Annotated in this window: 10 protein-coding genes; 5 read left to right on the top strand and 5 right to left on the bottom strand. The window is 72.1% G+C overall.

The window, feature by feature from the left end:
- Nucleotides 1–16: 16 nt before the first annotated feature.
- Together ABD355_RS14100 and ABD355_RS14095 are read right to left on the bottom strand one after the other, a co-directional pair.
- Nucleotides 17–1,573: an oxidoreductase gene (locus ABD355_RS14100; protein WP_344400590.1), complete on the bottom strand. Its 1,557-nt coding sequence runs from the start codon at nt 1,571–1,573 to the stop codon at nt 17–19.
- A gap of 52 nt (nt 1,574–1,625) precedes the next feature.
- Nucleotides 1,626–2,597, bottom strand: a complete 972-nt coding sequence (locus ABD355_RS14095; protein WP_344400589.1) for a TauD/TfdA dioxygenase family protein — start codon at nt 2,595–2,597, stop codon at nt 1,626–1,628.
- A gap of 293 nt (nt 2,598–2,890) precedes the next feature.
- Between ABD355_RS14095 and ABD355_RS14090 the strand changes: the two genes are divergently transcribed.
- From ABD355_RS14090 to ABD355_RS14080, 3 genes are all read left to right on the top strand, one after another.
- Nucleotides 2,891–4,123, top strand: a complete 1,233-nt coding sequence (locus ABD355_RS14090; protein WP_344400588.1) for an ROK family transcriptional regulator — start codon at nt 2,891–2,893, stop codon at nt 4,121–4,123.
- A gap of 346 nt (nt 4,124–4,469) precedes the next feature.
- A complete protein-coding gene (locus tag ABD355_RS14085; RefSeq protein WP_344401211.1) occupies nt 4,470–5,804 on the top strand; it encodes a PP2C family protein-serine/threonine phosphatase in 1,335 nt (444 codons plus the stop codon).
- A gap of 95 nt (nt 5,805–5,899) precedes the next feature.
- Entirely contained in the window at nt 5,900–6,916 is a 1,017-nt protein-coding gene (locus tag ABD355_RS14080; protein ID WP_344400587.1) for an MASE1 domain-containing protein, read from the top strand.
- 8 nt (nt 6,917–6,924) lie between these two features.
- Here the strand turns inward: ABD355_RS14080 and ABD355_RS14075 are convergent, their stop codons facing one another.
- Together ABD355_RS14075 and ABD355_RS14070 are read right to left on the bottom strand one after the other, a co-directional pair.
- Nucleotides 6,925–8,799, bottom strand: a complete 1,875-nt coding sequence (locus tag ABD355_RS14075; protein ID WP_344400586.1) for an ABC transporter ATP-binding protein — start codon at nt 8,797–8,799, stop codon at nt 6,925–6,927.
- Nucleotides 8,800–8,951: 152 nt separating this feature from the next.
- Entirely contained in the window at nt 8,952–9,866 is a 915-nt protein-coding gene (locus tag ABD355_RS14070) for an AraC family transcriptional regulator (RefSeq protein ID WP_344400585.1), read from the bottom strand.
- A 100-nt stretch (nt 9,867–9,966) separates the two neighbouring features.
- Here ABD355_RS14070 and ABD355_RS14065 point away from each other — a divergent pair, with 100 nt between their 5' ends.
- Nucleotides 9,967–10,971, top strand: a complete 1,005-nt coding sequence (locus tag ABD355_RS14065) for an aldo/keto reductase (RefSeq protein WP_344400584.1) — start codon at nt 9,967–9,969, stop codon at nt 10,969–10,971.
- Nucleotides 10,972–11,055: 84 nt separating this feature from the next.
- Nucleotides 11,056–11,658, top strand: a complete 603-nt coding sequence (locus tag ABD355_RS14060; RefSeq protein WP_344400583.1) for a hypothetical protein — start codon at nt 11,056–11,058, stop codon at nt 11,656–11,658.
- On the opposite strand, the gene ABD355_RS14055 is transcribed toward ABD355_RS14060, so the two are convergent.
- Nucleotides 11,553–12,572, bottom strand: a complete 1,020-nt coding sequence (locus tag ABD355_RS14055) for a hypothetical protein (RefSeq protein WP_344400582.1) — start codon at nt 12,570–12,572, stop codon at nt 11,553–11,555. The genes ABD355_RS14060 and ABD355_RS14055 overlap by 106 nt on opposite strands.
- Nucleotides 12,573–12,589 lie beyond the last annotated feature (17 nt).

Below are 12,589 nucleotides of genomic sequence, written 5' to 3'. Positions count from 1 at the left end.
CCCTGCCTCTGATCGGTCAGTTCTTCTGCAGGGCGCGGGTCACGCCCGCGATGACGGCCGTCGTCAGCACCCAGCCGAAGGCGATCAGCAGATAGGCCAGCCACTGGAGGGTGCCGCTCGTCCAGTACCAGGTGGTGCGCTGGCCCAGACCGCCGATCGGGATCAACAGGTCGAGTGTGTAGACGAGCGGCTGGAACCGGGGCCCCTCGCCCGCCTGCACCCGTGTGGGGCTGTGAGCGCCGAACGTCAGGGTGCCCAGCAGGGTCAGCACGAGCAGCCAGATGCCCGCCAGCCAGGGCCGGTAGCCGTAGCCCACGGTCACGTCCAGCAAGTGCCCCCATGCGCGGGCCGCCGGCCGCAACGTGCGCCGCCGGTGCCGCTGCTTGGCCAGCAGCACCCGGCGGGCGTCGTCGTCGTGGCCCGCCGTGCGGTACCAGCTCGCCAACTGCTCGTACGGCTGGGGGCTGTAGCCGGGGCTGCGTCCTATCCACCGCATGCGGTGCGCCACGGAGCCCGGCCACCCCACCGCCTCCCGCCGCTCGCCCGCCACCGTCACCTTGATGGAGCCGTAGACGAAGCCGTCCAGCTCCACCGTCTGCGGCCAGCTGTGCTCGTTGTCGTGGAGGTACGACACCTGCGCGCCCCGCAGGTCCACCGCCTGGGACGGCTGGCGGGCGAGGGTGAGGTCGAAGTCGACGGCCTGCATGAGCGCACACAGCAGGGCCGGGCCGTCACCGCCGGGAGGCCCGTTCAGGACGGCTCCCTGGAAGGTCACGTTGTCCGAGACCCGGGTACCGCGCAGACGCACGGTGCCGTTCGCGGTGAAGCCCCGGGAGAACTCCAGCGTCGAGGCCACCGCGTTGTCCAGGGCGAGGGCCACGCCGCGCGGGCCGGGGCGCTCCAGCTGCGCGCCCTGCATGAACAGCCCGCCCGGCAACTGCGCGCCCAGCAGCCGCACTTCACCGTGCGCGACGAAGCCGCCCCCGCAGAAGAGGCCTCCGTCCGTGACCAGGCCGCCGGCGGACAGGGCCCACCCCTCGGGGGCGAGCAGTCGGGCCTTGTTGAGGTTCACTCCGCCGGTCACGTGCGCGTGGGTGAGCGACAGGGCACTGAGCTCCCGGTGGAAGGCGGAGACCGGGCCGGCCTCCACGATCGACCCCAGCAGGTCGAGACGTCCCTCGATGCGGGCCGACCCGGCTTCGAGCCCGGGCACCCGGCTGCGGGTGAGCGCGACGGTGCGGGTCTCGGCCCCGAAGAGGCTGACGTCCTGCTCGAACCAGCAGTCCTCGATCCAGAGGGGGTGATCGATCCGCGCACCGGCCAGGTTGATCCGGCCGGTTATCCGCGCGCCCGCAAGCGCCAGGGCGCCCACCGCGCCGGGCTGCACGGAGTGCGCACCGAGCAGCAGCGCGACGATCACTTCGGCCCGGACGGTACGCCCGGCCCCCCACTCCCCGCCGTCGGCCACCCGGTCGTCCTCGGCCACACCGGACCGCAGGTCCACGCGGCGCCCTTCGGGGAACACGTCCCACAACTCACGTTCCGGCGGGGTCAGTTCGTCGTATGACAGCACACGGACACAGTAGTGATCTTTCCTCTCCGCCGGCCTGCTTCTCCGCGTGACGTCATGCGGGCACGCTGATGTCCTCCTCGGCGACCTTGCCGTCCGTGGAGGCACCGGACGCGATCCCGTACGTCGGCTCCGGCACCGACGTCGGCTCCAGGAGTACCGAGCGGCGGCCGTCCACGCCCACCGGCACGTCGCCGTCGATGGTGACGCGGCGCAGGGTGCGCGCATGGTCGCCGGAGTCGTCGACGCCGTAGTGCTGGGTGGCCCGGTTGTCCCAGACGGCGACGTCGCCGGAGCGCCACTGCCAGCGGACGGTGTTCTCCGGGCGCTCGACGTGCGACTGGAGGACGCCGATGATCGCCCGCGAGTCCGGGCCGCGCAGGCCGACCAGGCGCTTGACGAAGCTGCCCAGCACCAGGGTGCGCTCGCCGGTCTCCGGGTGCACGCGGACCACCGGGTGGTCGGTGCGGAACTTCGTGGAGGTGAACACCTTGCGGTGCTGCTCCAGTTCGCCGGCGCGGGCCTCGGGGCGCGCCTCCGCGTAGTCGTAGTCGTTGGTGTGCTCGGCCCGCAGGTTGTCCGCCAACAGCTTGAGGGCGTCAGGGAGTTCGGCGTAGGCGGCGGCCGTGTTGCCCCACAGGGTGTTGCCGCCGTACGGGGGGACGACTTCGGCGCGCAGGATCGAGAAGGCGGGGTAGGCGGGCACGAACGTCACGTCGGAGTGCCACTGGTTGGCGCGGCCGCCGTGGTCGTTGTCGACGCCGAAGGCGTACTTGCCGTCGACGGAAGGGACGGTGGGGTGGGCGACGGGCTCGCCGAGGAGCCGGCCGAACGCCTCGTGGCTGTCGGCGTCGAGATGGTGCTGGCCGCGGAAGAAGACGACCTTGTGTTCCAGGATCGCGGCACGGATCGCGGCGACGACGGGCTCGGGGAGGTCGCCGCCGAGGCGGACACCGGAGACGACGGCGCCGATGCGGCCGCCGACCTTCTCTACGGTGAGGGTCGCGGCGGGTGCGGTGGAGGTCATGGGAGGGGCCCTTCGCGAGGTGACGGCGGTTAGTTGCTTTCTGAGCGGAAGGAAATCCGGGCAGGTGGGGGCCTGGGCGGTGAGGAATGACGGGGGTAGGTGTTCCTCAACGAGCTTGGGCGGGCCGCCGCACGCCGGTCAACACTCCCCCGGTCCGTTTCACGACCCTGCAACACGCCCGCCATGCCGGCCGTGGTCCCGGCCACTGCCGGTCGCCAAACCGGCCGCGGACACGGCATGTTGGACCCTGTCACCTCCTCAGACCGGAAACCGCGAGACCGAGAAGGGCTGCCATGTCGACGACCGTTCCCCCCGCCGCGCGCATCTCGGGCGACGGCCGCCGGGAGGCCAACGCGGCGTCGGTGCTGCGGGCCGTGCTCGACCACGGCCCGGTGGCCCGCAGCGGCATAGCCCGGCTGTCCGGGCTGAGCCCGGCGGCCGTCTCCCGCCAGTGCACCGACCTGGCCCGGCTCGGCCTGGTCTGCGAGGTGCCGGAGCTGGTCGCGGCGAGCGGGGTGGGCAGGCCGCAGATCCCGGTGGACCTGCGAACCGGAGGCGCGGGCGGGCCGCTGGTCGCGGGCGTGCACATCGGGGTGCCCGGCGCGGACTTCGGCCTGACCGATCTGCGCGGCACGGTCGTGGCCCGGCAGCAGCTCCCGCACGACGGGATTCCGGCCGCCGGCCTCCCGGACCACCTGGGCCGCGCGCTGGCCCGCTTCATCGCCGAGCGGACCCCGGCCGGCGCGAAGGTCCTCGGGGCGGGCACGGCGATCGGCGGCTGGGTGGCCCCGGAGACCGGCACGGTCGTACGGCATGACGCGCTCGGCTGGCACCAGCGGCCGCTGGCGGCCGAGCTGCGGCGGCACACGGGACTGCCCGTGCGGGTGGACAACCATGCCCGTGCCGTCGCGCAGTCGGAGCTGCTGTTCGGCCGGCCCGAGGCACGGCGCTCCCTGCTGCACCTGTTCGTGGGCAACGTGGTGGACGCGGCCCTGTCGATCGCCGGCGTGGTGCACAGCGGGCCGCGTTCGGGCGCGGGAGACGTGGCGCATCTGCCGGTGCCGGACAGCCGGGTGGCCTGTCCGTGCGGTCGTACCGGCTGTCTGGAGGCGACCGTCTGCGACACCCGGCTCACCCGACGCGCGATGGAGCGGGGCATCATCCCCGAGCCGCACATCGGTCTGCTGGTGGACGCTGCGACGGCCGGGGACCGGCGGGCCGACGCGCTGCTGCGGGAGCGCGCGCGGGCGGTGGGCCGGGCGACGGGGCTCCTGCTCGACGTCCTCAACCCGGACCTGGTGGTCATCACCGAGACGTCGAGCACGCTCCAGCCCGCGTACCTGGACGAGATCCGGACGGCCGCGATCAGCCACGCACACGTCTGCGACGACCCCGACCGGATCCAGATCCCGCACGCCGGGCCGGCGATCCTGGTCGTGGCAGCCGCCACGATCGTCCTGGACCCACTGTTCAAGAGCCCCCTACAGACCTTCGCCGACACGGCCGCCGCGCTCCCGTCGGCCTGACGGCCCCGCGTCCGCGCCGACCCGTGCGGACCGCGCCCACGCTCGCCGTGACGACCAGCGCGACCGCACCACACGGACCAGGGGCTGTCGCTGCCGCAGACCGTCGCCGACACGGCCGCCCCCGTCGCTGGTCTTCCGGCCGCTCGTGGGCGCGCCGCCCGTGCCCGTCGTCCTCGCCTGGTGCGAGGGCCCCGGGCACCCGGCCGTCCCGGACCCGCTGACGCTCACCCACGCGGTGCCGGCGAGCGGAACGACCGGTTCAGGGAACGCGCCGCCGGTCGAGTCAATGCCGTTCGCCCTGGTCGGCCGTGCGACGCTGGTGTCGGGACCGGTTCAGGAGGCGGCCATGGCGGGAGAGAGGGAAGGGAGACAGCCCAGGCAGCCGGACCTTCGCGACCTGCAGCTGCGTCTGCGTTCCGAGGTGGGCCGGATCGACGAGCAACTGCGCACCCTGCTGTCCACCATGGACCGGTTGCAGGGCCTGCTGGACGCGGTGATGGCCATCAGCCGCGAGGTGGAGCTGCCCGCGGTGCTGCACCGCATCGTGACCACCGCCATGGACCTGGTCGGCGCCCGCTACGGGGCGCTGGGCGTCCTCAACGAGTCCGGGGAGGGCCTGGAGCAGTTCATCTCGGCCGGTCTGTCCGAGCAGGAACGCAACGCCCTGGCCGAGACCGGCCTGCCCCGTGGTCGAGGCGTCCTCGGCCATCTGATCCGCTATCCCGAGCCGCTGCGGGTCGACGACATCCCGGCCCATCCGTCCTCCGCCGGTTTCCCGCCCGACCATCCGCGGCTGCACACCCTGCTCGGCGTCGCCATCAGCGTGCGCGGTGAGATCTACGGCGACCTCTACCTGTCCGAGCGGCGCGACGGGCAGCCCTTCGACGTGCAGGACGAGAACGTCGTCGTCGCCCTGGCCGGCGCCGCCGGCATCGCGATCGAGAACGTCCGCCTCTTCGAACGGATCCGGGTCGGAGCCGAGCAGTTCCAGCGGCTTCTGCTGCCCACCCTGCCCGATCTGGGACCGTTCACCGCCGCCGCCATCTACCGGCCCGCCGCCGAGCCCAGTCAGCTCGGCGGCGACTGGTACGACGCCATCCCCCTGCCCGACAACGCGGTGGCCGTAGTCATCGGCGACGTGGTCGGCCATGATCTGCACGCCGCGGCCGCCATGGCCTCCACCCGCAACATGCTGCGTGCGCTGCTGTTCGACCAGCGCAATTCGCCCGGCGCGATCCTCGCCCAGCTCGACCGGACCCTGGAGGCCCTCACCGACAACCCCGTCACGACCACTCTCCTGGCCCGCATCGAGCCGGAGGGGCCGGGCTGGCGGCTGCGCTGGAGCAGCGCGGGCCACCTGCCGCCCCTGCTGATGACCCCTGACGGACAGGTGGAATACCTGCTCGTCGAGCCCGGGCTGCCGCTCGGCGTCGACACCGCGCAGGATCGGCCCGACCACTCCCGCCTTCTGCCCCCGGCCGCCACCGTGGTCTTCTTCACCGACGGCCTGGTCGAACATCCCGACCACCCCATCGACGAGAGCCTGAACGAACTCGCCGAACTCGCCACGGCCCATGCCGCCCTTCCCCTGCCGTTGTTCGTCCAGGCAATGGCCGACCACCACCCCAGCGACGGTCACGACGACACGGCCATCCTCGCCCTGCGCGCGCTGCCCAGCTGACCGGCACCGCCGAGCCGTCGGTCCGGCACCGTGGAGGATCCGCGGGATCCGGCGGATGATGGGGTTCGGGCCGATGTCGACACGGAGGTCGCCCGATGGCTGTCGCGCGGCATGAACGGCTCCGGCGCAGCGGCTCGACCGCCCTGGAGATCTGTGTCATTGCCGCGCTGTACTTCGGTTCGGCCAAGGTGGGACTGCTTCAGCAGCTGGTGCGCGGTCAGGTCACGCCGCTGTGGCCGCCCAGCGGTATCGCGGTGGCGAGCCTGCTCCTGCGCGGCCGGCGGGTGTGGCCCGGGATCGCCCTCGGCGCGTTCCTGGTCAACGTGTCGCTGGGGCCGTCCGTCCCGGCCGTGCTCGCCATCGTGGCGGGCAACACGCTCGCGCCCCTCTGCTCCTACGAGCTGCTGCGCCGGGCGGGCTTCCGCAACGCCCTGGACCGTTTGCGGGACGCGCTGGCCCTGATCTTTCTCGGGGCGTTCACCGGCATGCTGGTCAGCTCGACGACCGGCAGCGCGACCCTGGCCCTCGCCGGAGTGCTCGGCCCGGGCGACTTCTGGCCGACGTGGTCGGTCTGGTGGACCGGTGACGCGATGGGCGTCCTGGTCGTCACTCCGGTCCTGCTCGTCCTGCGCTCGCCACACCGGCCGAAGGACGCACCACCGTCCCGCTGGGTGGAGGGAGTGCTGCTGGTGGCCGCCACGGTCGGCGTCGGTTTCCTCGAGATCAGCCGTGCGCCACTGCTGTTCCTCGGCATCCCGCTGCTGATCTGGGCGGCCTTCCGCTTCCAGCCGGCGGGGGCCGCGCCCTGTGCGCTGGCCGTGTCGACCTTCGCCATCATCGCGGCCGCCCGCGGATCGGGCCCGTTCCACGGTCACGATCTGCTCACCAACATGATCACGCTGCAGGCGTTCAACGGCTCCGCCGCGCTGACCGCGCTGCTGCTCGGGGCGGTGGTCAGCGAGCGGAACCAGACCCAGCAGGAGATCGCCCGGGCCTGCGGGCAGCTCGCCGAGATGGTGGCCAGGATGGCCACCGGTGACCTCCGCCCCACGCTTTCCCACCGGCAGAACGAGAGGGAGGAGCAGGGCGGAGAGGCCCCCAGGCGGGCGTGACCCGCCGGTCAGTGCAGGTCGGCCCGGGCGGGACTGTCGTCCAGGGCAGTGTCCTGCCCCGCACTCTCCACGACGGTGCTGTCGTCCACGGCGCTGTCGTCCAGGAACCCGCCCGACTGGTGCTGCCACAGCTTCGCGTAGGCGCCCTGCGCCGCGAGCAGTTCCTGGTGCGTGCCCTGCTCGACGATCCGTCCGCGGTCGAGGACGACGAGGCGGTCCATGCCGGCGACCGTGCTCAGCCGGTGGGCCACCACGAGCGCCGTGCGCCCCTCCATGAGCCGCCACAGCGCCTCCTGCACGAGGACCTCGCTCTCGGAGTCCAGGGCGCTGGTCGCCTCGTCGAGCAGCAGGATCGGCGCGTCCCGCAGGATCGCCCGGGCCAGGGCGACCCGCTGGCGCTGTCCCCCGGACAACTTGATTCCGCGCTCGCCCACCATGGTTTCGAAGCCGTCCGGCAGCGCGTCGGCGAACTCCGTGACGTGCGCCGCCTCGGCCGCGCGCCGGATCTCGGCGTCGGTGGCGTCCGGCCGGGCGAAGGCGATGTTCTCCTTCAGCGTGCGGTGGAACATCGCCGGGTCCTGCGGCACATAGGCGATCAGTCCGCGCAGGTCGGCCTGGCGCATCCGGCTGATGTCCTGGCCGCCGACCAGGATCCGGCCGCCGTCGATGTCCATCATCCGCAGCAGGAGCCGTGACAGCGTGGTCTTGCCGCCGCCGGAGCGGCCGACGAGGCCGATCTTCGTGCCGCTGGGCACGGTCAGGTCGAGGCCCCGGAAGAGCGGCTCCCCTCCCCCGTGGGCGAAGGTCACCCGCTCGAAGCGGACGTCGGCGGGCCCCGGCAGCAGCGGCTCCGGCGACCGCGGGTCGAGCACGGTCGGCGGAACCAGCAACAGCTCGGTGAACTGTGCGGCCTCCGTCATCGAGCTCTCCAGGCGGCGGTAGATCTGGTTGAACTCGAACATGATCTTCGTGGCGTTGCTGTAGTACGTGAAGGCCACCACGACCGCCTCCACCCCGTGCTCGCCCCCGCCGAGCGCGACCGCGAGCAGCAGGCCCAGCACATTGGTCAGTACGGACATCGGCGCTACCAGCGTGTCGATGCGCAGGTTGCCGTAGTCCCAGGACCTCAGTGTGAGCCGCCGCGAGTGGGCGACGCGGGCGCGGTGCTCGGCGGCCTCCCGGCGCTCGGAGGCGAACGCCCGCACCGTGTCCATGTTCATCAGGCTGTCGGCGACATGCCCCGACACCCGGGCGATCGCCTCCTCCCGCTGGTCGACGAGCCGCTGGCGGCGCCGGATGAGCGGCGCGACACACAGCGCCGTCACCGTGATCATCAGCAACAGCCCGACGACGAGCAGCGGGTCGTAGCGCCACAGCACCACCGACCCGAACAGCAGTGGTACGAGGCTGCCCATGACGCTGAACGTCAGTGTGTCGGCGAACTCCTCGAAACGCGAGGCGAAACTCAGCACCCGCTTGGTGAGGGCCCCGGCGAAGTTGTCGTGGAAGAAGGCGGCGTCCTTGGCGAACAACTCGTCCATGCCGAGCACGTACAAGTGCTCGATGCCGAGGGCGTCGAGGCGGTTCAGGCAGTGCAGACCGATCCGCCACAGCGCCTCAGCCAGCAGCAGGACACCGGCGAAGGCGAGGACGTACGGCAGCGTCGAACCGATGCGGATGTCGGCGTTCCCGGCGATGCGGCCGACGAGCTTCGCGACGACCAGCGGCGCGATGTAGTTGATCCCGATGTTGCCGAGTGCCGGGAGCAGCATGCCGGGCACGGTCCACACCCGTAGCCGGCCCAACTCCCGTCCGTAGTAACGAAGTGCGAGGAGCACGGAGCCCCTGCGCGGGGGAACCTTGCTTGCTTGAGGTGATCCCATCCCGATCCCGTGTGGTTGTGCGGCGGGATGGGAGTGTCCCGCGACGACACCCACGGCGTCCAAGCGTTTTTTGGGCTGATGGGGCCTTCGCCCCATGTGTCACTCGGGATCCGTACGGCGGCAGCCCGCTCGGACAGCCTGCACTGCGCCCGTCACGGCTTCGCGCCCGCCCCGTCGACCAGGACCGGAACCTGCCCGGCTTCCGCGAGGCGGGCGCGCAGCCGCGCCGCGTCCTGGCCCGGGGGCAGCCCGTAGGCGCTGCGGTACTCGCGGTTGAACTGCGTGGCGCTGACGTATCCGACCGCCTGGGCGACCTGAGCCGCCGTCACATCGCCCGCGAACAGGCGCCGTCGGGCCTCCTGCAGCCGCAGGTGCTTCTGGAACCTGATGGGGCTCATGCCGGTGGCCGCCTTGAAGTGGCGGTGCAGGGTGGCCGGGCTCATCCGGGCCATCTCGGCGATCTCGTCGATGCCGAGCGGCTCGGTGTAGTGCTCGCAGATCCAGCGGGCCGCCGTGCGGATCCGGGAGGCGGCGGAGTCGGCCAGGGACCAGTGGCGCAGCACGGGACCGAGCGGGCTGCGCAGCAGCCGGTAGAGGATCTCGCTCTCGATGCGGGGCGCCAGGGGCCGGATGTCCTCCGGGGTGTCGAGGAGGCGGATCCAGCGGGTGACGGCGTCGACGAGTTCCGGCGCCATCGGTGCGGTGACCGCCGCGGCGGCGGCCGGCGGCGGGGGCGGCCCGGACTCGTCCAGTTCCATCTGCACGGCGGCGAGCGCCTCGGCGTCCAGCCGCATGACCGCGGCCCGGTAGGGCACCTTCTCGAAGGCGGCGGTGACCGGCAGGTCGAGGGTGAACAGGGCCATCTCGCCACGGGGCGTGACCCAGCTCCGCTCGCCCACCGCGGTGCGCTTGGCTCCGTCGGCGATGAAGCAGATCATGGGCTCGTACATCAGCTGGACGGGCTCGATCAGCTCGTCGAACGCGACCAGCGACATCCCGGGCACGGCGGTCTCGGACCACGGCCCCTGACAGTGCCGCCCGATGGCGTCGGCAAGCCCGTCCGGCACGGAACACGTCCTTCGAGCGAGAAGCGAGTGAGAGGATCAGGCAATACTATGCGACCGGTGCCCCATGATCTCCGGGCGCCGCGTCCGTAGCGTCGACGCCATGACACAGCACGACAACACCCTCCCCCACCGCACGCTCGGCACCCAGGGTCTGCGGGTCGGCGCCATCGGCCTGGGCACGATGGGCATGACCATGGCGTACGGTGCCGCGGACGAACAGGGCGGTGCCGCCACCATCCGCCGCGCCTACGAGCTCGGTGTCACCCTCTTCGACACCGCAGAGCTGTACGGCATGGGCACGGGCAGCAACGAGCAGCTCCTCGGCCGCGCCCTGAAGGACGTCCGTGAGGAGGTCGTCCTCGCCACCAAGTTCGGCTTCGACCTGAGCGACCCGACGAAGTTGGGCGCTCTCGACAGCCGCCCCGCGCACATCCGCGAGGTCACCGAGAACAGCCTGCGCCACCTCGGCACCGACCACATCGACGTCCTCTACCAGCACCGCGTCGACCCGGACGTCCCCATCGAGGACGTGGCCGGCACCGTCGGCGAACTGATCGCCGAAGGCAAGGTGCGCTACTTCGGCCTGAGCGAGGCGGGCCCCGACATCATCCGCCGCGCCCACGCCGTCCACCCGGTGTCCGTGCTGCAGACGGAGTACTCGGTGTTCGAGCGAGCCGTGGAGGCCGAAGTGCTGCCGGTCGTTCGCGAGTTGGGCATCGGTTTCGTGCCGTACTCCCCGCTGGGCCGCGGCTTCCTCACCGGTGCGGTGAAGCCGGCCGCCGAGTACCCGGCCGACGACATGCGCAGCTGGGACGAGCGCTGGCAGCCCGGCAACTACGAGAAGAACCTGGCCGCCGTACGGGAGTTGACGGCCCTGGCGGAGAGCAAGGGCATCGCGGTGACCCAGCTCGCCCTCGCGTGGCTGCTGGCCCAGGGCGACGACATCGTCCCGATCCCCGGCACCCGCAGCCCTCAGCGCCTCACGGAGAACGTCGCCGCCGCGCAGATCACCCTCACCGCCGAGGACCTCGCACGCATCCAGGAGATCCTCCCGCACGGCTCGGCCGGCTCCCGCTACCCGGCGGCCATCATGCCCACCTGGTAGCCGCAGCGAAGCGAGCCCCATCCGCCAACTCCGGTGGGGATGGCGCCCGTTGGCGCAATTCTGAGCAATAGGTTCGGCCAGCCGTTGCATCGTCCGACACCTCTTGACACACCTTGGGAACGGGCGGGCAGCCCCACCCAGGACCAGCAGACGGCGTACGACCTGATCACCAAGGCCATGAACGCAGCGGTGGCCCGCTACCACAACCTCAGCGACCTCGGCAGGAGCATCACCGTGCGCTACGACCCGAGCGTCCCCACCGCCGACGGCAGCAACAACGGCACGATCCGCTTCGGCAGCAACCGCAGTCACATGACCGAGCGGACCGCCCTGCACGAGATCGCCCACACCATCGGCGTGGGCACCGGCGCCCACTGGAAATCCCTGTCCAGCGGCGGCACTTGGCACGGCGCGCAGGCGACCGCCCTGGTCAAGCGGTTCGACGGCTCGGGCGCCACGCTGTCCACCGGCGGGGGCCATGTCTGGCCGTACGGCCTCAACTACGAGAACGAGTTCTCGAACATGGCGGCCGACCGGCAAGACCGGGGCCGGTCACCTGAGCGGGAGCGCCATGGGCGCGGTCAGTGGTCGAAGCCGATGTGTACGTGGTCGTGGTGGGTGTTGTCGCTGAAGAACTGGTTGGCAGTGCCACCACCGGACAACAGGACGGGTCCGCCGACGTTGTAGGAACCGGCCGCTGCCGCGTCCCGCATGAAGCGCTCGATCAGCGTGCGGGGCGTGGCGGGATCGACCACCGCGTGACCGTCGATCTGCCACACGTCGAAGGCCCGCCCGAGCGGATGGTCGCTGGGGCGGCTGGTGCCGAAGACGTCGAGGGGGTGGCCGGAGCGGACCACGCTGATGTACATGCGGTAGGTGCCCGCCAGACGCAGCATCGCCGCCAGGACACTGTCGTGTATGCGCCCGCTGTGGAGGTCGGCCTGCGCGGCGGGCGGCAGTTCGATGCGGGAGTCGGACAGCACCGCGCGGGCGCGGGCGGGCAGCGCCGGCACGGCGGCTCCCGGCCGGGCCGGGTGCAGGGCGGTGACGGTCCAGCCGGAGGCTGCCCGGGTCAGCCGTACGTCGACCGTCGTACCGCCTGCGCTCACCCTGCCGCCGCGGCGGGTCCACTGGCGGCATACGACGAGCACGCTCGCGGAGTCGGTGAGGATGCCGCCGTACTGGGCGTCGACCACCTGCAGCACGGCCGCGTCCTCGTCGGGCAGCAGCGGACCGGCCTCGTCGACCAGGCCGGTGGGCAGCCGGAGCGCGGCCACCCGGGCCCTGGCCGCGGCCGCGCCGCCCTTGCCCGCAGGCCACGCCCCGATCGCCTCGACGACCTGAACGGCTCGGAGTTTGGCGGCCGGGGTGACCTCGGCCGAGGTCGGGCGCCACGGCGTGGTGCGCGGCAGGGCGGCGGACTGCGAGGCGGAAGGGGACGCTGTGACGGAAGCTGCGGAGGCCGAGGCGGAACGGGCGGTGCCCGAGGGTGAAGGGGCGGTGTGCGAGGAGCCGCCGGAACAGGCCGCCACGCCGACGAGAGTGCCGGTCGCACCCAGCAGCACGGCACGGCGGGACGGTGGGCCGGGCTTGCACGTCATGTCATCCAGTGTCCGTC

Source organism: Streptomyces longisporus (assembly GCF_039532765.1).
Lineage (GTDB): Bacteria > Actinomycetota > Actinomycetes > Streptomycetales > Streptomycetaceae > Streptomyces > Streptomyces longisporus.
The sequence above is the reverse complement of the archived record's forward strand: the minus strand, read 5'-3'. Positions and strand labels throughout refer to the sequence as shown.